We start from the raw sequence: 26,098 nt of genomic DNA, 5'->3' as shown, positions 1-26,098 counted from the left end.
TTGCTGGGCCTGAGACGGCCCTCCTGCTCAAGCTGGGGGCATGAACGAGCTCTCTCCCGGCGGCGACCTCGTGGCACAGGCGGCCGATCGCCTGCTGCGTGCCGCCGCCGACCGAGTCCCCTGTCCCCCGGTGCGCGATCTGATCGGCAGCGACGACGTGAAGGCGGCCTACGCCGTCCAAGCGCTGCTGACCGCGCGCCGCCTCGAAGCGGGCGGCACCGTCACCGGCCGCAAGATCGGCCTCACCTCCCCCGCGGTACAACAGCAACTGGGCGTGGACCAGCCGGACTTCGGGGTGCTGTTCGCGGACATGAGCGTCACGGACGGGGCGTCCGTACCCGTCGACGAACTGCTCCAGCCGAAGGTCGAGGCGGAGATCGCGTTCGTACTGGGCGCCGACCTCGCCGACGGACCGCTCGACGCCGAGCAGATCCGGGCCGCGGTGGCGCACGCCGTCCCCGCCCTGGAGATCGTGGACAGCCGGATCGCCGGCTGGGACATCACCTTCGGCGACACCGTCGCCGACAACGGCTCCTCCGCGCTCTACGTCCTCGGCACCCCGGCCAAGCCGCTCACCGAGTTCGAGCCGGTGGAGGCCACCATGACCCTCGAACAGGGCGGGAAGACCGTCTCCCGCGGCAACGGAGCGGCCTGTCTGGGCGATCCGCTGGCCGCCCTGGCCTGGCTCGCCCGCACCGCACGCGACATCGGCGATCCGCTGCGCGCGGGCCAGGTCGTGCTGTCCGGCGCGCTCGGCCCGATGGTGCCCGCCGCGGCCGGAGACGCGTTCAGCGCCGAGATCACCGGGCTCGGCTCCGTCTCCGTCCGCTTCCACGCCTCCGGCGACGAAGGAGCCTCCGTATGAAGACCAAGGTTGCCGTCATCGGCTCGGGCAACATCGGCACCGACCTGATGATCAAGGTGCTCCGACTGTCGGACACCCTGGAGATGGGCGCGATGGTCGGCATCGACCCCGCCTCCGACGGGCTCGCCCGCGCCAAGCGGCTCGGGGTTCCCGTGACCGCCGAGGGCGTCCAGGGGCTGATCGCCATGGACAGCTTCCAGGAGATCGAGATCATCTTTGACGCCACGTCCGCGAAGGCGCACCTTGCCAACGCCCACGCGCTCGGCCCGTACGGCAAGCAGCTCATCGACCTCACCCCCGCCGCCATCGGCCCGATGGTGATCCCCGCCGTGAACCTCGACGACCACGTCGCCGCGGACAACGTCAACATGGTGACGTGCGGCGGCCAGGCCACCATTCCGATCGTCGCCGCGATCTCCTCGGTGGCGCCGGTCCCGTACGCGGAGATCGTCGCCTCGATCGCCTCGAAGAGCGCCGGTCCCGGCACGCGCGCCAACATCGACGAGTTCACCGAGACGACCAGCCATGCCATCGAGACGGTCGGCGGCGCCGAGCGCGGCAAGGCCGTCATCATCCTCAACCCGGCCGAACCGCCGCTGATCATGCGCGACACCGTGCTCGCGCTCGTGGACGCGCCCGACGAGGCGACGCACGACGCGATCCGCACCGCCGTCGCGCAGCGGGTCGACGAGGTGTCGGCGTACGTGCCGGGCTACCGCCTCAAGCAACGGGTACAGATCACCCCCGTCCCCGCGGACCAGCCGGTGCACACCCTCACCAAGGCCGCGGCCACCCACCAGGTGTCGGTGTTCCTGGAGGTCGAGGGCGCCGCCCACTACCTCCCCGCCTATGCCGGGAACCTCGACATCATGACCAGCGCGGCCCTGCGGATGGCCGAGGCCATGGCCGCCCGCACCACCGAACTCCAGGGAGCCGGCGCATGACCGTCGACAAGCTGTTCATCCAGGACGTCACCCTGCGGGACGGCATGCACGCCATCCGGCACCGCATCGAGCCCGAGCAGGTGGGCCGGATCGTGGCCGCGCTCGACGCGGCCGGCGTCGACGGCATCGAGGTGTCACACGGCGACGGCCTCGCCGGCGGCTCGCTCAACTACGGCCCCGGCAGTCACACCGACTGGGATTGGATCGAGGCGGCGGCCGCGCACATCAACAACGCCCGCCTCACCACGCTCCTGCTGCCCGGCATCGGCACCATCGAGGAGCTCAAGCAGGCGTACGCGCTCGGGGTGCGCTCGGTGCGGGTCGCCACGCACTGCACCGAGGCCGACGTCTCGGCCCAGCACATCGCCACCGCCCGCGAGTTGGGCATGGACGTGTCCGGCTTCCTGATGATGAGCCACATGGCCGACGCCCAGACGCTGGCCCGGCAGGCGAAGCTCATGGAGTCGTACGGCGCCCACTGCGTCTACGTCACCGACTCCGGCGGCCGGCTGATGATGGACGGCGTGCGCGAGCGGATGCGTGCCTACCGCGATGTGCTGGACCCGGCCACGGAGATCGGCATCCACGCCCACGAGAACCTCTCCCTCTCGGTCGCCAACTCCATGATCGCGGTCGAGGAGGGCGTGACCCGGGTGGACGCCTCCCTGGCCGGTCAGGGCGCGGGCGCGGGCAACTGCCCCATCGAGCCGTTCATCGCGGTCGCCGACCTCAACGGCTGGAACCACGGCTGTGACCTCTACGCCCTTCAGGACGCGGCCGAGGATCTCGTACGTCCGTTGCAGGACCGTCCGGTCCGTGTCGACCGCGAGACGCTCACCCTCGGCTACGCCGGTGTCTACGGCTCGTTCCTGCGGCACGCGGAGGCGGCGGCCGAGCGCTACGGCGTCGACGTCCGCACGATCCTCGTCGAGGTCGGCAAGCGCGGCCTGGTCGGCGGCCAGGAGGACATGATCGTCGACGTGGCGCTGGGACTCGCGCAGGCGAGCTGACGTGCGGGCGGCGGTCAGGGCTTGCGGGTGCGCAGGCGGCGCAGCATGCGGGGGTCCTCGAAGCCGACGGCGCGGGCGGCGGCGTCGAGGGTGGTGCCGTGGCTGATGAGGTGCTCGGCGCGTTCGAGGCGCAGGGCCTGCTGGTAGCGCAGCGGGGTCAGGCCGCCGGTGGCACGGGTGAACAGGCGGGTGAGGGTGCGTTCGCTGACGCCGGCGGCCGCGGCCAGGGCGGGCAGCGGCAAGGGCTGGTCGAAGTGGGCGTCGAGGAGGTCCTGGGCCCGGTGCACGGTGTCGTCGAGGTGGGAGCGGTGGCGGAGCATGGCGCTGGCCTGTGGTTCGTGGCCGTTGCGCCGGGCGTACACGACCATGTCCCGGGCCACTTGCGCGGCGACGGCGGGGCCGTGCCGGGTGGCGATCAGGTGGAGGGCCAGGTCGATGCCGCTGGCGATGCCGGCCGAGGTGACCACCCGGTCGTCCGCGGTGTACAGGACGTCGCGGACGACGGTGGCCGCGGGGTAGCGGCGGGCGAGTTCGTCCTGCACGTCGTGGTGGGTGGTGCACCGGCGGCCGTCGAGCAGACCGGCCCGGCCCAGTGCCTCCGCTCCCGCGCAGACGCTGGCGACGGTGCCGCCCCCGGCATGGTGGTGGCGGAGCCGCTCCAGGGCGGCAGCGCCGATGGCGGGAGCGCCGGCCAGGGTGTGCGCCCGCCATCCGGGCACCACGATCAGGTCCTCGGGGCCGAGCCGGGGCCAGTCGAGCCGGGCCACCAGAGGCAGTCCCTGGGCGGTGAGGACCTGGGGCTGCTCGGCGACGTAGCTGAGCATGTAGGGGTGGCCGAAGTCGGCGGCCGTGGAGAAGACCTGGGCGGGACCGGCCAGGTCGAGGAGATGGACTCCCGGCACCAGGAGGAAGGCGATGTGGCTCACGATCCGGTCATCATGCCCGCTGCCCCGCCGCGGCTTCCAGTTCCTCGACGGTGGCGATGGTGGCGAAGCGTCCGGCGAGCGCGTACTCGGTACGCGTGATGATCTCCTCGGCGCCGAGGGTGCGAGGGTCCGCCAGCAGTTCGGCGATGCTCTGGTCGGCGGGCGCGTCGCGGTGCGGAATGGGGTTGGTCGCGGTGGCGTCGGTGACGAACGTGACCCGGTAGCCGAGGTCGCTCGCGACGCGGGTGGTGGTCTCCACGCACTGCTCGGTGCGGATGCCGCAGACGGTGAGTTCGCGGATGCCGCGCTCGGTGAGGAGTTGCTGGAGGTTGGTGGTGGTGAAGGCGTTGTGCGAGGTCTTGTGGAGCAGCGGTTCGGTGTCCTGGCGCTCCAGTTCCTCCATGAGCCGGACATGGCCGAGGGCGGGGTCGAAGACGTCACCGCTGCCGGGCTCGGCATGCAGGACCCACACCACGAGGTCCCCGGCCCGGCGGAAGAGCCGGACCAGTCGGTCCACCTGGCCGGCGATCTTCGGGTTGGAGACGGTCTCCCACAGCGGGCGGGCGCGGAAGGATTCCTGGACGTCGATGACGATCAATGCTCGGGTCATGCCCCCAGCCTGACCGGGGCGCCCACCGTGGCGACAGGCCTCATCGAGTCCTGAACCGGACGGATCCGGTCACGGCTGAAGCGCTCGGGACGAGCAGCACGACGCGGGCCGTCGGCGCGCCGGGAGCGGGCCCGACTCGCCCCCGGACGCCGGCGTCCTTCTCGCCTCTCAAGCAGTACCTGGCGACCATCAGCCGAACAGGCGCCGCTGGATCTCCCGTCGGTAGTCCTCCAGCGTCCGGTCCAGGTGTACGGCCGTGGCCTCGGCCGCTTCGTCGGGGTGGCCGTCGCGGATGGCCCGGTAGATCGCCTCGTGCTCCTCGACCGCGGCCGGGGTGCCCTCGCCGAGGGTGTTGTGGATGCCGATCGCACTGGACTGGCGTTGCAGTCGGCGGGCGTCGCGCACCGCGCTGCCGAGGAACGTGTTGTGCGAGGCGGCCGCCACCGCCGCGTGGAAGTCGTCGTCGCCCTGGTTGAAGACATCGACCTCACCATGGACGTACCCGTCCCGGCACTGCTGCATCGCGACCTCGATGGCGCGCAGTTCGGCCGGCGTGGCGCGGGTGGCCGCGAGTCTGGCGGCAGCCATCTCCTGGACCCGGCGGAACTCGAAGAGCATGAGGACGTGGTCGAGGTCCACGGGCCGGAAGAACCCGCCCCAGCGACTGGTGATCAGCATGCCCTCGTCGTCCGCGACGAAGAGACCGCGGCCCTTGTGCGCCCGCACCCGGCCGAGGGCCGAGAGGATCTTCACGGCTTCCCTGACCACCGCCCGACTGGTGTCCAGCCGCTGGGCCAGGTCGTTCTCTGTGGGCATCCGGTCGCCGGGCACCAGGTGCTCCTCGGCGATGAATTCAAGGATCCGCTCCGCAACGACCTCGTATCCGGGCCGGTAGTCGCGCCGCTCGACCGCGCCGTTCACCACTGCTGGCACGGCGGGCGTGTCGTTCATGTGTCCTGCCTCCGGGTGACTGCGACGCGGGCGACTGATCGGAGTGAAGCCGCACTCATCGTACCTCAGCCCATGATAAGTCGTACTCATTCTTCGAGCCCGCGACCGCGCATCCCTGCATGACTTTGACCTTAAATCCGCATTTGCCCAGGTAAGGGGATCACTAGAACAGCACTCCTCTGTCCAGCCGGGTCCAAAAAAGCCGTACACACCCCTTGACGCTCCCTTCGATATGGCGGCTAATTTCTTTCGCAGTGGTAATGACAGAGCCGTCAGCCTCAGGCAAACCGAGTGGAGTCGCACATGTCCGTCTACAAGCCTTCGGTCACCCGGGAGACAGGGACCAGCAGGAGACGTGCCGCGTCGCTGGCCGGCTGCGCCGCCACCGTGCTGCTCACCGTGACCGCCTGTGGCGGGGGTGGCGGCGCGACCGGCACGACCAAGGACGGATTCGCGCAGGCCGCCCAGAAGGACGGGGCGTTGACCGTCTGGGTGGACGCGACCCGCATGGACGCCGCGAAGCTGTACCAGTCGCAGCACCCGGACGTGAAGCTGGACATCGTCAGCTACGACGGTGACGCCAACGGCTCCAACTACCTCCAGACGAAGGTCCAGTTGTTCAACCGGACGGGCAAGGGCTGGCCGGACGTCGTCTTCAGCTCACAGAACAACGAGGCGAGCTGGGCGGTGGACGCCGGCTTCGCGGCGCCGCTGAACAAGGGCCTGATCCCGCAGCAGACCCTCGACGGGTTCGCCAAGGGCGCCAACGACGTGTGCACGGTCGACGGCACCCTGTACTGCCTGCGCAACGACCTCTCCCAGGCGGTGCTCTGGTACAACGCCCCGCTGCTGAAGAAGTTCGGCTACACGGTCCCGACGACCTGGGAGGAGTACCAGGCGCTCGGCGAGAAGGTCGCCGAGGAACACCCCGGCTACCTCGTCGGTGACGCGGGCGACTCCTTCACCCCTGAGATCTACCTGTGGGCGAGCAAGTGCGGCGCGAACCACATCACCGGGCCCAAGTCCGTGTCCGTCAACACCACCAGCGAGGCCTGCACCAAGATGGCCAAGCTGATGGACGTACTGATCAAGAACAAGTCCATGTCGATCAGCGGCGTCTTCAGCACCGATTTCGCCAAGAACCAGGCCGGCAAGGTCCTGCTCATGCCCGGCCCGGCCTGGTACGGCGGCGCCGTGTTCAAGGACGGCCTCAAGACCCCGGCCAAGCAGATCGCGGTGGCACCCATACCGCAGTGGCAGGGAGAGACCTCACCGTCCACCGGCAACGTCGGCGGCGGCACCTGGCTGCTGTCCAAGCACTCCGCACACATCAAGGCCGCCACCGACTTCCTGAAGTGGGTCACCACCGACAACACCTACCAGGGCGAGAAGGCCCCCGGCTTCCCGGCCTACGCGCCCGCCGCCGAGAACTGGCTGAAGGCGCAGGCCGCCTCCGGGTACTACGCCAGTGACCTCACGGCCCTCAAGGACGCCTCCTCGCAGGTGTGGTCCGACTGGGGCTCGGGCCAGTTCAGCCAGGAAGCGATCTGGGCCGCCACCGTCAAGCCCGGCCTGACGCAGGGCAAGACCATCGAATCGCTGCTGCCGGCCTGGCAGGACTCGATCGTCAAGTACGCCAAGTCCAACGGATACAAGGTCTCCCAGTGACCCTCACGCACTCCTCGGCCGGCTCCGCCCGGGGGCGCCCTCGCGGCACCTCCCGGCAGAGCCGGGCCGGCATGGCATTCGTCGCCGGCTACGTACTCCTGCTGATCGCCTTCGGCGTCCTCCCGACCTGTTACGCCATCTACTTCGCGTTCACGAACGCCGGAGGCGCCTTCACCGGGTTCTCCAACTTCGTCACCACGGCACAGGACTTCCGCTTCGTCGACTCGCTGGGTCACGTGGCCCTGTACCTCCTCTTCTGGCTCCTGTCGCTCGTGGTGTTCGTGGTGGTCCTGGCGCTGCTCCTGCACAAGCTGTCCTCCGGGCCGCTCAGTCAGGCACTGCGCTTCCTCTACTACATCCCCGGAGCCCTCGCCGGCGCCGCGAGCGTCCTGGTGTGGCTGTTCATGCTCGACCCGACGGTCAGCCCGGTCAGTTCCCTGCTGGAGACGCTGGGCTTCCACACGTTCGGCGAGGTCATCGCCCCGGGAAACCTGGCACTGCTGTTCACGATCATCGCGTTCTGGACGGGCGCGGGCGGCTGGATCGTCGTCATGTACGGCGCGCTCAACAACATCCCCAAGGACGTCATGGAGGCCGCCCGCATCGACGGCGCGAACGGCTGGCAGACCGCCTGGCGGGTGCAGATCCCCATGCTCCGCAAGTGGATCGTGTACATGGTGATCCTGGCCTTCGCGGGCGGCGCCCAGCTCTTCGTGGAACCGCAGCTGCTGTCCCTCGCCAGCACGGGTGTGGCAGGCCGCGACTACTCGCTCAACCAGCTGACGTACGACTTCGCCTTCCAGATGAACAACATCAACGGCGCCGCCGCGGTCTCCGTGGAGCTGCTGGTCGTGAGCGTGTCGGTCGCGGGTGTCTTCGTCGCACGATCGGGGTTCTTCGATGCCGACTGAGACCCGGCCCACTCCCCCTCTCACCGCTCAAGGCGCGCAGGTGACGAGCCGAACCCGGCACGGGGAACCACGGCAGCGCCGCCGGCCCCACCGGCACATGGGGTCCCGACTGCTGGCGGGCTCGGTGCTCACCGTGTTCGTGGTGTTCTTCGTGCTGCCGGTGCTGTGGCTGCTGCTCGCGGCGACCAAGACCGACCAGCAGCTGGTCCACGACAACCCGCTGTCCTTCGGCTCCTGGCACGCGCTGTCGGCCAACTGGCACGCGCTCACCGCCTTCCAGGACGACGCCATCCTGCTGTGGCTGCGCAACTCCGCCCTCTACGCCGCGATCTCCCTGGTCATCACGCTCTGCCTGGCCGTTCCGGCCGGCTACGCGCTGGCGATGACCGAGTTCCGCGGCCGGCACACGCTCCTGATCGCGACCCTCGTCGTGATGCTGATGCCGAACGCCACACTGGTGGTACCGCTGTTCCTGGAGATCAACGCGGTGCATCTGATCGGCACGATGTGGTCGATCATCCTGCCGTACTCGTTCTACCCGTTCGGCGTGTACCTGACGTACATCTACTTCACCACCGCCGTACCCAAGGACCTCCTGGCCGCGGCCCGGATCGACGGCTGCTCCGAGTTCGGTGTCTTCCGTCATGTGGCCCTGCCGCTGGCGACGCCCGTCATCGCACTGGTCGGGTTCTTCAGCTTCGTCGCCAACTGGACGAACTACTTCCTGCCCTACGTGATGCTCCCCGAGAGCGACCAGATGCCGATCCAGGTGGGTGTCGGCAGCCTCCTCAGCAACGTGCCCTCGTTCAACCCGACCGTCGGCAACCTCGCGATCCAACGCCCGCAACTGGCACTGGCGACGCTGGTGGCCATCACCCCCGTACTCGTCGTGTTCCTGTTCGCCCAGCGCTTCCTGGTCAGCGGAATGCTCGCCGGCGCCACCAAGGAGTAACCGCTCTCATGCCCTTCAGTCCGCACCCCGACGCCTCCGGCGACCCGACACCCGATGTCCAGGCCACCGTCCCCTTGCTCGAACCCCCTGGCTGGGCCGTCGCACAGCGCGCCCTGCTCGACCTGCTGGACCACGCCTGGCGCCGTTTCGAGCACGCCTTCACCGGCCCCGACGGCCGGTTGAACTACAACAATCGGCTGACCAGCCGCGACGGCGTGGACGACTTCTACGAGGTCTTCTTCAACTGGCCGCAGCTGTACCTGCTCGGCGGTGCCGAGGACCTCCTGACCGCCAGCGAACGGCACTGGGAGGGCGTCACCGAGCAGCTGACCGAACTGGACATGCTGCGCGACGAGTACGAGCGCGGCTACGACTGGTTCCACCAGGGCGAGAGCCTGCTGCTGCTGTACTTCCTGTGCATGGCCGCCCCCGAGCGCTGGTCCGAACGCGCCCTGCGTTTCGCCGAGTTGTACGTCGACCCCGCCAAGGGCAACTACGACCCCGAGCACCGCATCATCACCCGCCCGCACAACGGCAGCGACCCCGAGCGCACCGGCCTGTTCGACGGTGACGTCTACCCCTGGCTGCCCAAGGAGGCGGAGACCTACGGGTTCCCGCTCGAGTGGCTGCCCGAGGCGGCCGACGGCCCCTTCCCGCTGTCGGCGGACCCGCGCCTCGGTGATCAGATGCGGGACAGGATGGGCGTCGGCGACACCGCGCTCAACCTCGCCGCGGCCGGACTGGTCCTCAACGCCTGGATCCTGAGCGGCGAGGAGCGGTACCGCGACTGGATCGTCGAGTACGTGGGCGCCTGGCGCGAGCGCACCCGGGAACAAGGCGGGCTGATCCCGGACAACGTCGGCCCGGACGGCGTCGTCGGCAGCCTCCTGGAAGGCAGATGGTACGGCGGCCACTACGGCTGGTCCTGGCCGCACGGCTGGCACAGTGTCGGACACGCGGCCTGCGTGGCAGCCATCGCGGCGGCGACGGTCACCGGGGACGACGACTACCTCTCCATGGTCGCGACCTCACTCGACACCCTCATCGATCACGGCAAGGTGATGCCCAACTCCGAGGCCGACTCCAGCCTGCCCTCCAAGTGGGCGGCCGAACTAGGCCCGGACCGCGACACACCCACGCTCCACCTGCCGTTCCGGCACAACGACTCGGGCTGGTTCGACTACAACCCCTCCACGCCTCCCGTGCCGGTGGCCCTGTGGCACCACACCTCCTCGGAGGCCGACCGCGCCCGCCTCGAGCGGCTGCGCGAGGCGGACGGCATCGACTGGCGCACCGTGCGCCCGTTCCGGGCCAAGGAGGAGTCCGGCCACGAGAAGGCGTGGTTCGCGTTCCTCGCCGGCGACGACCCCGGCTACCCGGAGCGGATCCTCGCGGCCGCCCAGGCCCAGGTACGGCACCGGCTGCGACGCATCGACCGCTACGCCGACCTGGATGTACCCGAGGCCGACATCCACGTGTGGCAGCAGTGCAACCCGGTGGTCACCGAGGCCCTGGTGCAGCTGACCTGGGGCGGCCCTCAGGTGATGTACCAGGGGGGACTCCAGCAGGCGCGGTTGCGCTACCACGACGCCGACGCCCGCCGGGCGGGCCTGCCCGCGGACGTGGCGGCCCTGGTCACCTCCATCGACCCCGAGGCGACCACCGTCGAACTGGTCAACCTCTCCCCCGGCACCGACCGCACGGTCGTCGTCCAGGCGGGCGCGTTCGCCGAACACACCATCACCGGCGCCCGGTACACGGCCTGCACGGACGACGGCTGGATCGGTGACATGTACGACTACGGACACACCGAGCCGGTGGTCTCTGAAGCCGAAGTGCCGTGCGCGAGCCCGTATCTGACGGTACGTCTGCCCGCCTCCACACGCATCCGGCTCACCCTGCGGCTCGGACTGCGCACCCGCATACCCAGCTACCGCACGCCGTTCGACGAGTCCACCTCTCATGACACGACAAGGGAATCCGAGGCGGCATGAAACGCATCGCCCAGACGATCAGGCTGCGCCCCGAGCACCGCGAGGAGTACCTCCGGCTCCACACCGCCGTGTGGCCCGGCGTCGAAGCCGCCCTGCACCGGGCGAACATCCGCAACTACAGCATCTTCCTCCACGGTGATGTGCTGTTCGCCTACATGGAGCACCACGGCGAGGACTTCGAGGCGGACATGGCGTCCGTCGAGGCCGACCCCGAGACCCAGCGCTGGTGGAAGCTCACCGATCCCTGCCAGGAACCCTGGCCGGACCGGGGTGAGGGCCGCCAGTGGAGCGAGCTCCCCGAGATCTGGCACCTGAGCCCGCCCGGCGACGACACCACCGCCTGAGCCGATTTGGACCCCCTTGTGAACGCACCCGTGCTCATCGACGCCCACCACCACCTCTGGGACCTCGCCCAACGCCCGCAACCCTGGCTCGACGACCCCGGCGTGGCATCGATCCGCCGCACCTTCACCCCCGATGACCTGCGCACCAGCGCCACCCACCCCATCGCGGGCCGGCGGCTGCACGGCACCGTGGTCGTCCAGTGCATCGCGGAGGTCGCCGAGACCGAGGACCTGCTCGCGCTGGCCGAGCGGGAGCCGCTGATCCAGGCCGTGGTCGGCTGGGCGGACCTCACGGACCCGGCGATCGGTGACGTGCTCGACCAACTGCTCGCCGGGCCTGGCGGCGGGCACCTGCGCTCGCTGCGCCACCTCGTCCAGGGCGAGACCGACCCGAACTGGCTGCAACGCCCCGACGTGGAACGCGGCTTGTGCACGGCCCGGGACCGCGGGCTGCGCTACGACGTGCTCGTGCGCGCCCACCAGCTCGACCAGGCGATCCGGCTCGCGGAACACCTCCCCGACCTGCCCCAGGTCCTCAACCACGCGGGCAAGCCGGACATCGCCCGGCAGGACTTCGCGAACTGGGAACGCCGGACGCGGCAACTGGCCGCGCACCCGCACGTGGTGTGCAAGGTCTCGGGACTGATCACCGAGGCCGACCACACCCACTGGACCACCGCCGACATCCGCCCCGTCTGGGACGTGCTGGCCTCCGCCTTCGGCCCCCAACGGCTGATGTTCGGCTCGGACTGGCCGGTCGCCAATCTGGCCGGGGGCTGGGACCGGTGGGCCACCACCGTGGACGAGTTGCTCACCGGCTGGAGCGAGAGCGACATCGACGCGCTCCTCGCCGGTACCGCGACCGCGTTCTACGGCCTTGCGCCCGTCCCCGAAGATGCCGAGCCCTCGGCACCCGCCCCCGGTCTGCGCCGAAAGGACTCTGCCCCGTGACCCTCGCCGTCCGCTATCTGTCCGCCCGCACCCTCGACACCGCACCGGCCTCCAGCGCACCGCCGGGGCCCGGTGAGGTGGAGCTGGCTCCCGCCTATGTCGGTATCTGCGGCACCGATCTGCACATCTTCCACGGTGACATGGACGCCCGGGTGTCCGCGCCGGCGGTCCTGGGGCACGAGATGTCCGGGCGTGTGGTCCGGGTTGGGCCGGGCGTCTTGGACTGGCAGGCGGGTGACGCGGTCACGGTGATGCCGCTGCGCTGGGACGGCACCTGCCCGGCCTGCCGCAACGGGCACCAGCACATCTGCCAGCACCTGGACTTCATCGGCATCGACTCCCCCGGCGCGATGCAGCAGCGCTGGACCGTGCCCGCCGCCACCCTGATACGGCTGCCCGCCTCGCTCCCGCTGGAGCGGGCCGCGCTCGTGGAGCCCACCGCGGTGGCGGTGCACGATGTGGGCCGGGCCGGGGTGCGCGAGGGCGAGCACGTCGTTGTGGTCGGCGGCGGACCGGTCGGCGTCCTGATCGCCCTGGTCGCCCGGGCGGCGGGGGCGGATGTGCGGGTGGTGGAGCTGAGCGCCCACCGGCGTCTGCTGGCCCAGGAGTTGGGGCTTGCGGTGTGGGACCCGGCCGCCGAGGACCTTCCCGCACTCGTCCGTGACTGGACCGGGGAGGCGGGCGCGGACGTCGCTTTCGAGGTGTCGGGGGCGGCGGCAGGTGTGGACAGCGCGGTCGAGGTGCTCGGGGTGCGCGGCCGGCTGTGTCTCGTCGCGATCCACTCGCGGCCGCGCGAGGTGAACCTGCACCGCTTCTTCTGGCGCGAACTCACCCTGGTCGGGGCCCGGTTGTACGAGCGCAGTGACTTCGAGAAGGCCGTGACCTTGGTGGCCGACGGGACCATCCCGGCTGACCGGCTGATCAGCAAGGTCGTGCCGCTCACCCAGGCACCGGCCGCCTTCGAAGCCCTGGAGGGCGGCGGCGACGTGATGAAGATCCTGGTGGACTGCACCACCGACACCGACGAGACCCAGGGGGCTGCCGTATGAACGCCTTCGACCTCACCGGACGGCTCGCCGTGGTCACCGGCGCCCGGCGCGGCATCGGGAGGGCCATGGCCCGCGCCCTCGCCGAGGCCGGCGCGGATGTCATCGGCGTGAGCGCCAACCTGGAGCCGTCCGGCAGCGCGGTCGAGAAGGAGGTGACCGCCGCGGGCCGCTCGTTCGAGGCGATCCGCACCGACTTCGCCGACCCCCAGGCCGTGCGGGCGCTGGGCGCGGACCTCGCCGGGCGCAAGCGTGCGGTGGACATCCTGGTCAACAACGCAGGCACCATCCGCCGCGCCCCCGCGGCCCAACACACCGACACCGACTGGGACCTCGTCCTCCAGGTCAACCTGAGCGCCCAGTTCACCCTGGCCCGCGCCCTCGGCGCATCCATGGTGGCCCGCGGCCAAGGGAAGATCATCTTCACGGCCTCCCTCCTCAGCTTCCAGGGCGGCATCACCGTGCCCGGCTACACCGCCGCCAAGCACGGCATCGCCGGGCTCACCAAGGCGCTGGCCAACGAATGGGCACCGCACGGCGTCAACGTCAACGCCCTCGCACCGGGCTACATCGCCACCGACAACACCCAGGCCCTCCAGGACGACCCGGCCCGCAGCAAAGCGATCCTGGACCGCATCCCCGCCGCCCGCTGGGGCAACGCCGACGACCTCGCCGGCGCCACCGTCTTCCTCGCCTCCGACGCCGCCAACTACATCCACGGCACCATCCTCCCCGTCGACGGCGGATGGCTGGGCCGGTGACCATCCACCCCCCGGCCTGCTCGACGACGTCGTGGTGGGCGCCCTCGGTCTGGCGGGCGCCTGGAACGCGCCCTCGCCTACGGCACGGCCCACGGCGCCCTGGTCATGGCCACTCCCGGCGACGTCTCCGTGGCCGCCCTCTCCGAGGTCGAAGCGCTCATCGCGGGCGTCCCGGCCCACGTCCGACGCTGAACGACCCTCTCAGGAGGACCTCTTGCGCCGCCGGAAGATCCCCTCTACCCCCGTCCAGGTCACCGAACTCGGCTTCGGTGCCTCGGTGATCGGCAATCTGTACCGGGTGACCAGTCCCCAGGCCGCGGCGGCCGCCCTCGACGCCGCCTGGGACGCGGGCGTCCGCTACTTCGACACCGCGCCGCACTACGGCCTCGGTCTCTCCGAACGCCGGCTCGGCGCCGCCCTGCGCGACCGGCCCCGCGGTGAGTACGTCGTCTCGTCCAAGGTGGGCCGCCTCCTGGTCCCCAACGAGCACCCGCGGGGCGTCGACGACGAGGGGTTCGTCGTACGGGACGACCTGCGCCGGCAGTGGGACTTCAGCCGTGACGGCGTACTGCGCTCCCTCGATGAGACGCTGGAGCGCACCGGCCTGGACCACCTCGACATCGTCTACCTCCACGACCCCGACGACCACTGGCAACAGGCCGCCGACGAGGCCATGCCCGCCCTGGCCGAACTGCGCGCGCAGGGCGTGATCGGAGCGATCGGTGCGGGCATGAACCAGTCCGCCATGCTCGCCCGTTTCCTGCGTGAGACCGCCGCCGACGTGGTGATGCTGGCCGGCCGCTACACCCTGCTCGACCAGTCCGCCCTCGACGACGTCCTGCCCGCCGCGCAGGCCCACGGCAAGAGCGTCGTCGCGGTCGGTGTCTTCAACTCCGGCCTGCTCTCAGAGGACCGGCCCGCCGAGGGCATGAAGTACGACTACCAGGACGCCCCGGCCGACCTGGTGCGGCGGGCCCGGGCCATCGCCGCGATCTGCGAGCGGTACGGCACCACCCTGCCGGCCGCCGCCATCGCCTTCCCCCACACGCACCCAGCCGTCGTCAACGTCACCCTGGGCATGCGCACGGCCGACCAGGTCCGGCGCAACGTCGCTCTCCACGCCCAGGCTGTCCCCGACGGCCTCTGGGCCGAACTGCGGGCGCAGGGCCTCATCAGGGCCGATGTGCCCACCGCGGACGAGGAGTGGCACCACCGCCGTTCCTGACCGGCACGGCGGCACCGCGCCGATAGAGCTACGCCGCCGCTACTTGGGAAGACGATCTGGGCGGAGCGGCCGCTGCCGGCTTGAGCCTCCGGTCCACGGCGAACCGGATCGGTCCACCCTGAAAGCATCTGGTCCGCCTTGAAGCAACTACAGATCATTCTCTGTTCAGCGCAGGGCGGAGCAAGCGGCTGTCTCGATAACGTGCCTTTTCAGTAGCCGTGTCGCCGTTCTCAGAAGTACCCCTGGCGCTGCCGCCGAGACCTGTCCCCCGCCGGACCCGGCGCCGGGCGGCAAGGCCGAGGCCGGGCAGGCCTCAAGGAGCCCAGATGATCCACCGCTTGCACGAGTTGGCGGGAAACGTGCAGTATCCGCTCGATCTGGCGGGAGTGTTCGCCTTCGCCGTCTGCGGAGCATTGATAGCCACACGTGAGGACTTCGATTTCTTCGGCACCCTGCTGCTCGCCGAGGCCGCCGGTCTGGGCGGCGGCCTCTTCCGGGACCTGGTGCTGCGCATCCAGCCGGTCGCCTTCACGGACCTCGGCTACGCCACGGCCCCGTTCCTGGCAACGCTGCTGGTGTTCTTCAGTTTCCGGGCCCACTCCTGGGACACGGCCTGGGCCGTGGCCGACGCGGGTGCGCTGGGCATGTTCTGCGTCACCGGCACCGTCAAGGCCCTCCACCACGGACTCAACGCCCCCGCTTCCGCCGCTCTGGGGGTGACCACGGCGGTCGGCGGCGGAGTCGTCTGCTCGGTGCTGGCCCGCGAGATCCCTTCGTCGCTGATCTGGGACCGCGATCTGTACGTCGTACCCGCCGTCCTCGGCGCCGGCCTGGTCACTGTCCTGCACGCCACGTCCACCCTGCGGGTGGCCACCGCGGTGGCAGTCGGGCTGTTCGCCTTCGCACTACGCCTGACGGCCCTGCGCCTGGAGTGGCGTACGCCCAGGTCCGTGCTGTGGCGTCGGGCATGCGTGGGAGCCGGTCCCGGGGACCGCGGGCGCGACGATCGGGCACCTGACCGGCTGATCCCCACGTCGAAAACATAGGCCAGCAGAAGCGGCGACCAGGGGGTGATTGCTCGCCGAGTCGCCGTCGCGCATGACACGTCGGCGCTGGGCGTCCGCGACGCCTCAACCAACCGACGGCTGCGTGATGCTGGAGATCCGCTGTCGGCCACAAGCGGTCCGAGTCGTCGTACGACTCACGTGCAGGACGACATCAAGGCCCGGTCCCCTGGGACGAGTCCGTGACCTTGAGGGGAGTCGGCAGGGCTCCGGAGTTCAACGTGGCGGCCAGGTCTGTGGCTTCCTTCCTGGTGAAGCTTCCTGAGATCTCCGCGGTTCCTCCGGTCACCGCCTGGCTCACATAGGGAGCGGAGACCACTCCCCCGTCGACGACGATGGCGATCTCGTTCTGCGGCGAGGGGTTGAGGGACAGCATGCCGGTCGCCTCGGCGAACTTCGCGTCCCCCGCCGACGTGAAGTCCAGTCGAACCGTCCAACCCCCGGCTCCGGTGGTGTCGTAGGCGGCCTTGGCCGAGGCGACCTCGGTGCCGGTGAGCACGGCAGGTCCCAGCAGGTACTTGGCCCGTGACCGGCCGGGGGCGGAGTGGGTGTCGCACGCGACGACGGGGGATCGCGGGTCCGCCGTCTGCTCGGTTTCCGTGGGGTTCTTGGAACAGTCCGTCGCCGCGTACTGCGCCTGGAGTGCAGCCGACACCGCCTCGGCCCCGCCACCGGGACTCGCTGACGCATCGTCTCGTGGCGCCTCTGTCACGGCACGGCTGTGCGCGGGAGAGGGGCTGGGCTGCGGCACAGGTGTCTGGATGCCCGTGCTTTCCTGTGCCAGGACGGGCCGGAAATCGAGCCGGCCGAGTGCGCCGAGTCCCTTGAGCTGCTCGACGGAGTAGGGGCCGGTGACGGTGAGGGAGCCGCTCTCCGCCTCGACCCGGGTACCTTGCATTTTCAGAGTTTCGGCACGTTGTCGTACTCGGTCTGCTGTTCGGCGCAGCAGCTGCTCGGACACGGACGCCGACGAGGTAAAGGTCACCGAAGACCGCACTGTGGCAGTGGGGTTCGGAGCGGCCCCCTCCATGCCCGGACGGGCCCCGGGTGCGTCGGAGCATGCGGCCAGCGTGGACAGACCCACACACAGGACGACAACTACGCTGCCTGTTCGACGAGTTCGCACAGTGAACAGCTTCTCAGGCGGAATGCCGGGTCTGCTGGCAAAAAGCCGAATCACGGTGTCGTTCTCTGACGAGACGTTAGCCCGGTCGCGAGCGGAAGTCGGCATCCGGTCCTTACGTGCACGAGAGCCGGCCAGACATGTTGTCCGGCCGGATCTCGGAGAGGGTGATCCTGCTGTCACGACAAGGCGGGAATCACGTACCGGCATACCCCATGTCGAGCACGATCTTGCCCACCACCTTGCCTGTGCGCAGTCGCTCGACCGCTTCGCCGAGTGCGTCCATGCCGTAGCTCTCGTACGGCAGCGTCAGTGCGCCCGAGGACAGCTCCGGAAGCAGGCGCAGCACCTCGGGGGCGACCTCCGCGCTGCGGTTGATCATGTTCACGGGGAGGAGGGAGACGTCCGCGAGGAAGAAGTCCGCGAGGTCCAGGGTGAGTTGTGAATCAAGCGGCGCGGCTTCTATCTGCCCGGTGAGGAGGCCGGGCTGACCAACTACGTCATCGACGCCCTGACCGTCCTGGACCGGGTCGAGGAGGGCCACGAGTCTCTGCGCCGCTACGTCATGGAGACCCGCCTCCGCCACATCACCGCACGCACCCTCGCCGTGTGCGCACCGCGTGATCACTTCTCGCTTCCCTACCTCCCCAAGTTCGCGACCGCCCTCGGCTGCGATACCCAAGTCCTGTCCGGCGGACATGCGGCGGCACCGGAACAGGTACCGGAAGAGTTCGCCCGGACGGTACTCAGCTGGATGGCCCACCGCGACGGCGCGACGTCACTTCAGGCCGAGGCCCGTCTCTGACACGAACAGGCGGATCAAGGCCGTAGGAGGCCGAGGGCGAACCGCACGACAGGACGTCCGGTACCGGTGTGGCTCACCCCTCGCGAAGCTCGTCGGACGCCGCGAGCGCCTGTCGGCCGACCGGACCGCCGGCGGGCAGTGGCAGAGCCTCGCCCCGCTCCCGGCGACGGGCTGCGAGGGACTCACGAGCCGCCTCACGGGCATGCCGGCGACGCCAGTAGGGGTTGTCGTGCGGCAACCTGCTCGACACGCGTCCGTACATGCCGAACGTCAGGATGATCAGCCCCATGACGAAGCTGAACATCACGTTGGTCATGCCGAAACCGAGGAGGTTGGACGGCCGGTCGAGGATGAAGATGTGTGCGAAGCCGCTCAGCAGGAACAGCGTTCCCACGACCATGTTGAGCGTGGACGCGAAATTCCCTCCGACGACGGCTCCGCCGACGAGAGCCAGACCCACGACCAGTGAGACAAGACTCAGTACGCCATTGGTCGACATACCCGCGATCTCCTCCCCGTCGGTACTGAACGGACTCAGCTCGTCGGCGAACCCGAGAGCGCCGAAAACCAGAAGGGTCAGCCCGCAGAAGGCGGCGCCGTACCGGTAGACCGTGGCGAGTCTGTGGTCCACGGGAAGCTCGTCGCTCAGTTTCATGGCCCATTCCTTCCCGAAAGGTGAGCGCGTCGCGGCATTCCGCTCAGCAGCTCGCAAAACCGACCAGTCTTCCCTCATTCGCCCTAAAACCGGCGCACGGTTGCACCTGCATGAGGAAAAGCGGAAGAACCCGCTTCACGGTGAAGGCGGCCGACCGTGTCCGCCCTGAGCAAGGCAGTGCAGGAGGCGGCCTTCACAGCAAGCCGAGGTCACGAGCGCGCAGTGCCGCCTGGGTGCGGTCGCGCAGGGAGAGGCGGCTGAGGATGCGGGAGATGTGGTTCTTGACGGTGCCCTCACTGAGATAGAGCTGTGCGGCGATCTCCCTGTTGCTCCGGCCGCGTGCCACGAGCCGCAGGATGTCGATCTCGCGGGGGCTGAGCGTGGCGGCGAGTTCCGCCGGTCCCGGGGTAGGCGCCGGCAGGGAGGCCGCTAGCCGGCCGGCCACCGAGGCGTCGAGCTGGGTGACACCGGCGTGCGCGAGGCGGATCGCCTGAGCGAGTTCGTCGGCCGGCAGGTCCTTGAGCAGATAGCCGCTGGCGCCGGCCCGCAAGGCCTGGACGACGTACTCCTCGTCGTCGAAGGTCGTCAGCATCACGACCCGGCACTCCGGCATCCGGCCGCGCAGCACGGCGACGGCCTCGACGCCGTCCAGTTCGGGCATCCGTACATCCATCAGCACGACATCGGGCCTCAGCTCGACGGCCTTGGCCAGGGCTTCGCGCCCGTTGACGGCCGTACCGACGACCGTGATGCCCGCTCTGATCGACAGCAGGGACGCGATGCCGTCCCGGATCAACTGCTGGTCGTCCACCACCAGCACCCGCACGGCCGTCGGCTCCTCGCTCACCGCTCGCCTCCCCTTCGCGGGACGACGACCGTCAGTCGCGTGCCCTGGCCGGGCCCGGTGTCGATGTCGACGCTTCCCGCCACCAGGTGGACCCGCTCCCGCATGCCGGTCAGGCCGAATCCGGCGGTGGTCTCTGCCGGTGCGAAACCGCGGCCGTCGTCGGTCACCGTCAGCCGCGCGGCGTCCTCGGCCAGTCGGAGATCCACGGACACCCGAGAGGCGCAGGCGTGACGGAGCGCGTTCGTCAGCCCCTCCTGCGCGGCCCGGTACATCGCGGTCAGCGCTGCCGTCTCGTAACCGTCCTCCTCACCCGTCACCTCGACGGTGACGCGCGGCCCTGATCCGCCCTCGCGCGCCCATCCCGCGAACGCGGCCGACAGCGCCGGCCGCGGCACCTCCTCGCGCAGTGCGCGCACCGACTGCCGTACGTCGCCCAGCGCCAGCCGCACCGACTCCCTGGCCTCGGCCAACGCCCGGCCCGCCGCGCCCGGGTCCATGTCACCGAACTCCGAGGCGATCTCCAACTGCACCGAGATCGCCGTGAGATGGTGACCGAGGCTGTCGTGGATGTCGCGCGCCAGTCGGTTGCGCTCGGTCGCGGCGGACAGTTCCGCCACCCGCGCCGCGTATGCCTGCACCTCCCGCCGGGCCCGTTGTTCGCCGACGGCGACGGAGGCCATCGAGAGGGCCAGCACGAGGCCGACGCCGAGCATCAGCAGGTCGGACACGGACTCCACGTCCCGATACCAGCCGGGGGACGTGAGCAGGTAGCCGGTGAGCAGTACGGCCGGACACAGCGCCCCGAAGGCAAAAGCTGCCGTACGGCCGAACGCGAAGTAGGCCGTGAACGGCAGGAGCACGAACAGCACGCGGGACAGCTCCGAGGCGTCCAGCACGACCACGGCAGCCGTCAGGGCACACTGCGCGAGCAGCAGAGGCAGTCGTGGCAGGCTCCGGCGGCGTCCTGCCCACTCCACAGCCGACAGGGCCGCGAGACCGGCGACGAAACCGGCCGTGGGCCAGGCCAGCAGTCCCGGACCGTCCCCCAGACCCGCCGCGAGATAGTAGAGCCCACCGAGCAGGACCGCGCCGTACAGCAGCGGTGACACCCACGGCACCGGCACATACCCCGTCATGCCCACCCCCACCCACCTGATGCCACCGCCCAGGCTAGGCCGGAGTCTCACAAGGGGCGACACCGGCGGGCGAACTGGCTCCCGGAGCCGTCCGGTTCGGCCGATCGGCACATGCCGATCGGCACATGCCGATCGGCACCGGAGCCACCCCGGCGACGGTGACGTCCAGCGGCGGGCCTCCCCGCCGGGCACCTGTCCCGACCGACTGCCGCCTTCCTACGGTTTCGCCCTGACCTTCCCCTCGACGAACCGGAGTCGCCGCATGTCCGCACCCTTGAGCCCAGTGCCCGCCCCCACCCGCTCCACCCGCCCCGGCGCCCTGTGCGGGGCGCTCGCGGGCCTGCTCATCGCCCTGCCCGCGCTGGTCGAGGCGTTCACCGGCGAGACCGGCGCGACCAGCTTCTTCCTCGCGCTCTCCCCGGCGTTCGCCCTCCCCTTCCTCACCGCGCTCCACCACTGGCAGAGCCCTGCCCCGGGCCGCTTCGCGGAGATCGCCCACCTCGTCAACCTGATCGGCCTCGGCCTCTTCGGCGGGGCGGCGTACGCCTCCAACCTTGTGCTGTTCTACCTCGACGACGACACCATCGAGACACGGCTGACGGGCCCCACCCTTCCGGCCCTCCTCGGCTCCGCGGTCGTCTTCGCCGTGGGCTGCGCCCTGTTCGGAGCGGCGACGATCCGCGCCGGCAGGCTCCCGACGGTCCCGGCCTGGGGGTACGCCGTCGTACTGCCCCTGTTCGCGTTCCTGATCGCGCTGCCCGACTCCGTGTTCACCAGCGCCCTGCACATCGCCGTGGGCGCCGTACTGGTGTGGCTGTCGACCGCTCTGTGGCAGTCCACCCGGCCGACCCACCCCTCCAGGGCCGCGGACCGCACACTCACCTGAGCGGCGCCGCCGGCGACGAGAGGTGCCGGTCGGGTGGGACAACCCCCTGATCCAGTCAAGCGGCCAGCGTCTCATCCTCCTGGGAGATGCTGGTACGGCTGGCGCTGTACTGCTCCAGCAGAGCGTCGGCCGCGAGCAGAGCCTGCTCGGCGGTGCGGGCTCCGGTCATCACGCACAACGTGTAGGTGGAGTCCTCAAGGTCCCGGCTGGTACGGCCGGTGGGGCGTACGTCGTGTTCGATACGCGCATGAGCGAAGCGGGCCAGTGCAGCGCGCAGTTCCTTCTCCGCCGGAATGATCACGATGATTCCTCTCCCTCAAACCCCTCCCGTGGTGCAGCCGGCCAGACCACCAGGCACTGCCTGCCTTCAGGCTCTGGCACCTGCGGCTCACCACCGGGCACGACAAGCAGGCTTCAGGTGCCCGGCACCTGGAGGTTCATGCCTCCGCGCCCGCCCCGCGGACGGGATGACGTCACGCGGGGGCGCCGAGCGGCGGGTGCTCGAGCACGCGGGGCTTGTACTCGACGAGCTGGATGCGGCCGTCGAAGGTGCGGTGCTCGATCATCTCGAGGGCAACGTCCGGATAGCCGTCGTAGATGCGTTCCGCGCCCGTGGCACCGGTGATCACCGGGAACATCACGACCCGGAAGCGGTCGACGAGTCCGGCTCGTAGCAGGGACCGGCACAGGCTGAGGCTGCCGATCGTGCTGAGGAGTCCCGAGCCGCTCGACTTCATGGCGCGGACCGCCTCGACGGCGTCGTCCCGGACGAGCGTGGAGTTTGCCCACGTCAGCGGCTCCTCGAGTGTGGAGGAGAACACCACCTTGGACGCCCGCGTGAGCTCGTCGACGGACGCTTCTTCTTCGGGCCTGAACTCGTCCTGGCCCTCCGGGACCTCGCCTGCTGCGAAGCCCGACATCAGGCGGTAGGTCTTCGCTCCCATCAAGTAGGTGGACTCGGGCTGCTCACCGAGCCATGCGAGGTACTCCGGGCCTTCAAGGCCCCAGAACCCGGGCCATCCCTCTCCCGACGCGTACCCGTCGAGCGAGGTGATGAAGTCGACGAGAAGCTCCGACATGGCTGTCTCCTTTCCTGGGCTGGCTGTCACGAGCTTGGACCGGCCGGGAGCCGCAAACTCATCGGCAACGACGGGTTCTGCTCAGCGGCAGGCCCCGTCCCTCACGCTCGCTCGCTCGCTGCGAATACCTGATCCCCGTCACCGTACGTAACCCGGGCCTCACCTTCAGGCTGCCACTCCTGTGCCAGGTCGGGGTCCTCCGAGCCGGCCGGGAATCGGACCACGACGTCCAACCCTCCGCCAGGGTTGGCGGCGGCAGTGATCTCACCACCGTGGGTGAGCACGACCGCCTGGACGATGGAGCGACCGAGACCGGCTCCGTCGGCCTTCGGAGGGCTGCCGTCGCCGCGGACGAAGGGCCGCCACAGGCGGTCGACCCGTTTGCGGGAATGACGCGGCCGGTGTTGGCCACGCGCAGATACGCGCCGTTCGCCTGGTGACCCGTGGAGATGCGGATCCGTCCGGCCGGGCGGTTGTGCCGGACGGCGTTGACGACCAGATTCACCGTCATTCTCTCCAGCAGCACCGGATCACCGGACATCGGCGCGCTCCGCAGATCCCGGTGCAACGTCAGCCCGTCGGCGGTCAGTTCTGTGGTGCCGGAGAGCGCCACGGTGGCGACATCCAGGGCGGTGCCGGGTGTGCGCGGCGGGCACCGACAGAAGATGGATCACGTTGTCTCGCGCCGATCCGGATGTCACCGCGGCCGGCGGTGTGCAGGTCGGCGCGGACCGTCGTTCGCGCTCAGACTCTGCTCGGGCTCGCGGTGCCCTTGTCTCTGCATCTCGTCGCGTTGCTTGTCCTCACCTCCGGTGAAGCCACCGTGGCAGTTCGCGATCCCTTCCACGAGGGCGGATCGCTGCCGAGTCGGTGGCTGTCGTGTCATCAACCAGGTACACCCCCCAGAACCCGCTCATGCATGAGCACTCACAGCAATCCCATTGCCAAGCGTTTATGAAAATGATTATCGTCTTACCTGTGCCCGAGGGGGCATGAACATGACCCATGGGGGTTTCTCTTGCGTACCCGCAGACGCCTGCTGACCGTCACCGGCATCGCCGCCGCCGCGCTCGCCACGGCCGGTCTCAACACCTCCGCCTTTGCTGCCACCACCCTGAGCAGCGGCCACGTCGACGTCCTCGACGCCGAATGGGACGGCGCCGACCTGCACCTCCACGTCCACGACGAGGAGACCGACACCGAGTACGAGCCGGCCGACGTGACCCACTCGGTGCCGACAGCCGCGAAGGTGACCAACCCGGGCTGCGGCTTCCTCGGCGCCGGCAGCCAGGTCTGGCTGCTGCCGGACACCGAGGCCGAGGCCGACGCCGCCGGGGTGCTCTTCCCTGGCATCTCCACCGAGCACCTCACCACCGGGATCTTCGCCAACAACAACGTCACGTACACCCTGGTCAGCGCCACCCGTAACGGTGCCGCCACCGAGGACTTCAGCATCTACGCGGGCAGCTGTGCCCGCTGGTTCGACAGCGACGCCAGCACGACCAACTTCAAGTCCAGGACCTTCGGCGTCGGCACGCACAACCACGCCAACTGGGCCTTCGAAGAGGCCGGCACCTACCGGCTCACGTTCCGTGTCCAGGGCACAGTCGGCGGTGTGACGGAATCCGCCACCGAGACCTTCACCTTCAACGTCACCTCGTGATCGGGACCCTGACGCGCGACAGACGCGCCGTCACAAGCGCGGCGCTCATCGCGGCGACCGCGGTGCTCCTGGGCGCGGCAGGGCTGGTCGCCGGCGGCAGCGGGAACGCCCGCGCCGTCGGCGGTGCCGTCGTCCTGGACGAGGGCGAGCTCGACTTCACGCCCCGGCTGGCCGACGGGAAGCTCGAGTTGCAGATCGACGACCGCAGTGGCGACTCGACGGTCGTACGGGAGCCGTCCCAGATCGTGCTGCACGCACCGGCATCCTCCCTGCAGTACACAGCTGACCCGGTGGCCATGGCTCTCGGCACCACGAACATGGACTCCTGGCAGCTCAACGGCTGGGAGGCACAGAACATCTTCGCGCCCGAGCCAGGCTGGAACGGCGCCGAGGCGGGAGGCGACACCGAGGTCACGCTGTCCGGGTACGAGGGTCCCGGAGACTTCGGTCTGACCCTGTACACCCGCGAGATGGACAACGCCAACGCTCCGGCAACCCCCTGTCTCGGCAGTGTCGCCTCCGTACAACGCACCTTCACGCTGTCGCGCGACGAGGAACGGCTGCTGCCCATCTGGCAGTTCACCGCGGAGGGCGTGTACCGGCTGACCTTCACCGTCACGAGCGGCGGCTCCTCGGACACCGAGACGCTGGCGGTGGTGGTGGGCGACGACATCGACCCGTCGACCGTCCTGCCCGGTGACGGCTCCACGCCGACCTCTTCCCCGACGGATTCGCCCACCGGCACGGCGACCGCGAGCCCGTCGCCCTCAGCCCCGGCGGCGCATGTCATCGCCGAGGGCCACATCGACCTGGCGGCCCGGCCGGCACACGGTGACCTGGAGTTCCAGATCAAGGAGGGCAGCGAGCTCCACCACACGTGGTACGACCCGGGCCAGGTCGTCATCCACGTACGGCCCGCCGCCAAGCGGCGGATCCCGCAGGGGTACGCATTCCTGGGCACCCCGGGCGACGCGGTGTGGTGGCTTCCGTTGCAGCAGAACACCGGCATCGTGTGGCCGGGCTGGAACACCACGGAGTACGCCAAGGCCGACCTCGACGGCCGCGTCTCCTTCCGCCTGGACTCCGTACAGGGCCCCGGCAACATCGCGATGTTCCACGACAACGCGATGGGCGTGCCGGTCGTCTCGCTCAACAGCGGTGACGGACTGCCCGACACCCACACCCTCGGCGCGGGCACACACAGCCACTTCGACTGGGTGTTCAGCGCCGAGGGCGTCTACCGCACCACCTTCACGGTCAGCGCCACCCTCACCGACGGCACGAAGGTCGGTGACACGGAGACCATCGCCTGGGTGGTCGGGGACGACACGGATCCGTCGGACGTGACGCCGGGTGCGGGGGACGAGCCGACGGCGACGCCCACGGCCACCCCGTCGGAGTCGGCCTCGCAGACGCCTACCGCGACGGCGAGCGCGTCGGAGTCCGCGTCCGACGCGCCGGGCGCCTCGGCCCCGGCCACCGACCCGGGCTCCGGCTCCGGCTCCTCCGGTACCGGCGGGAGTACGTCCACCGGAGCCAGCAGCGACACCTCGACGGCCGGCGTCCTCGCCTCCACCGGCGCACAGGTCGGTGTGATCGCGGGCATCACCGTGGCCGCCCTGCTGGTGGGCGGCGGCGCGGTGTTCGTCGTACGACGCCGCCGTACCGCTCAGTGAAAGCTC

The 26,098-nt window shown here is 69.9% G+C and carries 27 protein-coding genes and 1 pseudogene; 18 read left to right on the top strand and 10 right to left on the bottom strand.

What is annotated here, in order from left to right; genetic code table 11:
* Nucleotides 1-40 precede the first annotated feature (40 nt).
* From M2163_RS44665 to dmpG, 3 genes are read left to right on the top strand one after another with little or no spacing between them, the layout of a single operon-like run.
* The gene (locus M2163_RS44665; RefSeq protein WP_280896966.1) at nucleotides 41-865 is read left to right on the top strand and encodes a fumarylacetoacetate hydrolase family protein; all 825 of its coding nucleotides are present in this window, start codon (nucleotides 41-43) and stop codon (nucleotides 863-865) included.
* Nucleotides 862-1,809 (top strand): acetaldehyde dehydrogenase (acetylating), encoded by a 948-nt coding sequence (locus M2163_RS44660; RefSeq protein WP_280896965.1) that lies wholly within the window; start codon nucleotides 862-864, stop codon nucleotides 1,807-1,809. Before M2163_RS44665 ends, M2163_RS44660 begins: the two co-directional genes overlap by 4 nt.
* Nucleotides 1,806-2,819 (top strand): 4-hydroxy-2-oxovalerate aldolase, encoded by a 1,014-nt coding sequence (gene dmpG / locus M2163_RS44655; protein ID WP_280896964.1) that lies wholly within the window; start codon nucleotides 1,806-1,808, stop codon nucleotides 2,817-2,819. Before M2163_RS44660 ends, dmpG begins: the two co-directional genes overlap by 4 nt.
* A 14-nt stretch (nucleotides 2,820-2,833) precedes the next feature.
* On the opposite strand, the gene M2163_RS44650 is transcribed toward dmpG, so the two are convergent.
* From M2163_RS44650 to M2163_RS44640, 3 genes are all read right to left on the bottom strand, one after another.
* A complete protein-coding gene (locus M2163_RS44650) occupies nucleotides 2,834-3,745 on the bottom strand; it encodes an AraC family transcriptional regulator (RefSeq protein WP_280896963.1) in 912 nt (303 codons plus the stop codon).
* 10 nt (nucleotides 3,746-3,755) lie between these two features.
* Nucleotides 3,756-4,355, bottom strand: a complete 600-nt coding sequence (locus M2163_RS44645; protein WP_280847128.1) for an isochorismatase family protein — start codon at nucleotides 4,353-4,355, stop codon at nucleotides 3,756-3,758.
* A 189-nt stretch (nucleotides 4,356-4,544) separates the two neighbouring features.
* Nucleotides 4,545-5,306, bottom strand: coding sequence for an FCD domain-containing protein (locus M2163_RS44640; protein WP_280896962.1), 762 nt, complete (start codon nucleotides 5,304-5,306; stop codon nucleotides 4,545-4,547).
* A 303-nt stretch (nucleotides 5,307-5,609) separates the two neighbouring features.
* Between M2163_RS44640 and M2163_RS44635 the strand changes: the two genes are divergently transcribed.
* The 11 genes and pseudogenes from M2163_RS44635 (at nucleotide 5,610) to M2163_RS44585 (ending at nucleotide 16,204) form a co-directional block, all read left to right on the top strand.
* Nucleotides 5,610-6,974, top strand: a complete 1,365-nt coding sequence (locus M2163_RS44635; protein WP_280896961.1) for an ABC transporter substrate-binding protein — start codon at nucleotides 5,610-5,612, stop codon at nucleotides 6,972-6,974.
* Nucleotides 6,971-7,885, top strand: coding sequence for a sugar ABC transporter permease (locus M2163_RS44630; protein ID WP_280847131.1), 915 nt, complete (start codon nucleotides 6,971-6,973; stop codon nucleotides 7,883-7,885). Before M2163_RS44635 ends, M2163_RS44630 begins: the two co-directional genes overlap by 4 nt.
* A gap of 97 nt (nucleotides 7,886-7,982) precedes the next feature.
* The gene (locus M2163_RS44625) at nucleotides 7,983-8,837 is read left to right on the top strand and encodes a carbohydrate ABC transporter permease (protein ID WP_280896960.1); all 855 of its coding nucleotides are present in this window, start codon (nucleotides 7,983-7,985) and stop codon (nucleotides 8,835-8,837) included.
* 8 nt (nucleotides 8,838-8,845) lie between these two features.
* A complete protein-coding gene (locus M2163_RS44620; protein WP_280896959.1) occupies nucleotides 8,846-10,831 on the top strand; it encodes a hypothetical protein in 1,986 nt (661 codons plus the stop codon).
* Nucleotides 10,828-11,175 carry an L-rhamnose mutarotase gene (locus M2163_RS44615; RefSeq protein ID WP_280896958.1) on the top strand — a complete coding sequence of 116 codons (348 nt, stop codon included), beginning with the start codon at nucleotides 10,828-10,830 and terminating at the stop codon, nucleotides 11,173-11,175. The genes M2163_RS44620 and M2163_RS44615 overlap by 4 nt, the downstream gene beginning before the upstream one ends.
* Before the next feature lie 18 nt (nucleotides 11,176-11,193).
* Nucleotides 11,194-12,126: an amidohydrolase family protein gene (locus tag M2163_RS44610; protein ID WP_280896957.1), complete on the top strand. Its 933-nt coding sequence runs from the start codon at nucleotides 11,194-11,196 to the stop codon at nucleotides 12,124-12,126.
* The gene (locus M2163_RS44605; protein ID WP_280896956.1) at nucleotides 12,123-13,175 is read left to right on the top strand and encodes an alcohol dehydrogenase catalytic domain-containing protein; all 1,053 of its coding nucleotides are present in this window, start codon (nucleotides 12,123-12,125) and stop codon (nucleotides 13,173-13,175) included. The genes M2163_RS44610 and M2163_RS44605 overlap by 4 nt, the downstream gene beginning before the upstream one ends.
* Nucleotides 13,172-13,933, top strand: coding sequence for an SDR family oxidoreductase (locus M2163_RS44600; protein WP_280847452.1), 762 nt, complete (start codon nucleotides 13,172-13,174; stop codon nucleotides 13,931-13,933). The genes M2163_RS44605 and M2163_RS44600 overlap by 4 nt, the downstream gene beginning before the upstream one ends.
* A 60-nt stretch (nucleotides 13,934-13,993) precedes the next feature.
* Nucleotides 13,994-14,125: pseudogene (locus M2163_RS44595) on the top strand (sugar kinase); the annotation flags it as partial.
* 22 nt (nucleotides 14,126-14,147) lie between these two features.
* Nucleotides 14,148-15,158, top strand: coding sequence for an aldo/keto reductase (locus M2163_RS44590; RefSeq protein ID WP_280847137.1), 1,011 nt, complete (start codon nucleotides 14,148-14,150; stop codon nucleotides 15,156-15,158).
* A 326-nt stretch (nucleotides 15,159-15,484) separates the two neighbouring features.
* Nucleotides 15,485-16,204, top strand: a complete 720-nt coding sequence (locus M2163_RS44585; RefSeq protein ID WP_280896955.1) for a TRIC cation channel family protein — start codon at nucleotides 15,485-15,487, stop codon at nucleotides 16,202-16,204.
* Between the two features lie 172 nt (nucleotides 16,205-16,376).
* Here M2163_RS44585 and M2163_RS44580 read toward each other — a convergent pair whose 3' ends face one another.
* Entirely contained in the window at nucleotides 16,377-17,120 is a 744-nt protein-coding gene (locus tag M2163_RS44580) for a hypothetical protein (RefSeq protein ID WP_280896954.1), read from the bottom strand.
* 421 nt (nucleotides 17,121-17,541) lie between these two features.
* Nucleotides 17,542-17,889: a hypothetical protein gene (locus M2163_RS44575; protein WP_280896953.1), complete on the bottom strand. Its 348-nt coding sequence runs from the start codon at nucleotides 17,887-17,889 to the stop codon at nucleotides 17,542-17,544.
* A 21-nt stretch (nucleotides 17,890-17,910) separates the two neighbouring features.
* Here M2163_RS44575 and M2163_RS44570 point away from each other — a divergent pair, with 21 nt between their 5' ends.
* Nucleotides 17,911-18,150: a hypothetical protein gene (locus tag M2163_RS44570; protein WP_280896952.1), complete on the top strand. Its 240-nt coding sequence runs from the start codon at nucleotides 17,911-17,913 to the stop codon at nucleotides 18,148-18,150.
* 73 nt (nucleotides 18,151-18,223) lie between these two features.
* Here the strand turns inward: M2163_RS44570 and M2163_RS44565 are convergent, their stop codons facing one another.
* From M2163_RS44565 to M2163_RS44555, 3 genes are all read right to left on the bottom strand, one after another.
* Nucleotides 18,224-18,805, bottom strand: a complete 582-nt coding sequence (locus M2163_RS44565; RefSeq protein WP_280896951.1) for a DUF4383 domain-containing protein — start codon at nucleotides 18,803-18,805, stop codon at nucleotides 18,224-18,226.
* Between the two features lie 193 nt (nucleotides 18,806-18,998).
* The gene (locus tag M2163_RS44560) at nucleotides 18,999-19,652 is read right to left on the bottom strand and encodes a response regulator transcription factor (protein WP_280847143.1); all 654 of its coding nucleotides are present in this window, start codon (nucleotides 19,650-19,652) and stop codon (nucleotides 18,999-19,001) included.
* The gene (locus M2163_RS44555) at nucleotides 19,649-20,788 is read right to left on the bottom strand and encodes a sensor histidine kinase (RefSeq protein ID WP_280896950.1); all 1,140 of its coding nucleotides are present in this window, start codon (nucleotides 20,786-20,788) and stop codon (nucleotides 19,649-19,651) included. The genes M2163_RS44560 and M2163_RS44555 overlap by 4 nt, the downstream gene beginning before the upstream one ends.
* A gap of 262 nt (nucleotides 20,789-21,050) precedes the next feature.
* On the opposite strand from M2163_RS44555, the gene M2163_RS44550 reads away from it, so the two are divergent.
* Nucleotides 21,051-21,674 (top strand): hypothetical protein, encoded by a 624-nt coding sequence (locus M2163_RS44550; RefSeq protein ID WP_280847145.1) that lies wholly within the window; start codon nucleotides 21,051-21,053, stop codon nucleotides 21,672-21,674.
* Nucleotides 21,675-21,729: 55 nt separating this feature from the next.
* On the opposite strand, the gene M2163_RS44545 is transcribed toward M2163_RS44550, so the two are convergent.
* Both M2163_RS44545 and M2163_RS44540 read right to left on the bottom strand, forming a co-directional pair.
* Nucleotides 21,730-21,975: a DUF5133 domain-containing protein gene (locus M2163_RS44545; protein WP_280847146.1), complete on the bottom strand. Its 246-nt coding sequence runs from the start codon at nucleotides 21,973-21,975 to the stop codon at nucleotides 21,730-21,732.
* 172 nt (nucleotides 21,976-22,147) lie between these two features.
* Nucleotides 22,148-22,753: a dihydrofolate reductase family protein gene (locus M2163_RS44540; RefSeq protein WP_280847147.1), complete on the bottom strand. Its 606-nt coding sequence runs from the start codon at nucleotides 22,751-22,753 to the stop codon at nucleotides 22,148-22,150.
* 1,018 nt (nucleotides 22,754-23,771) lie between these two features.
* Between M2163_RS44540 and M2163_RS44535 the strand changes: the two genes are divergently transcribed.
* Entirely contained in the window at nucleotides 23,772-24,416 is a 645-nt protein-coding gene (locus M2163_RS44535) for a choice-of-anchor M domain-containing protein (protein WP_280847150.1), read from the top strand.
* Nucleotides 24,413-26,092: a choice-of-anchor M domain-containing protein gene (locus tag M2163_RS44530; RefSeq protein ID WP_280896949.1), complete on the top strand. Its 1,680-nt coding sequence runs from the start codon at nucleotides 24,413-24,415 to the stop codon at nucleotides 26,090-26,092. Before M2163_RS44535 ends, M2163_RS44530 begins: the two co-directional genes overlap by 4 nt.
* Nucleotides 26,093-26,098 lie beyond the last annotated feature (6 nt).

Source organism: Streptomyces sp. SAI-135 (assembly GCF_029893805.1).
In the GTDB taxonomy this organism is placed as follows: domain Bacteria; phylum Actinomycetota; class Actinomycetes; order Streptomycetales; family Streptomycetaceae; genus Streptomyces.
This window is presented reverse-complemented; position numbering and strand designations above follow the sequence as displayed.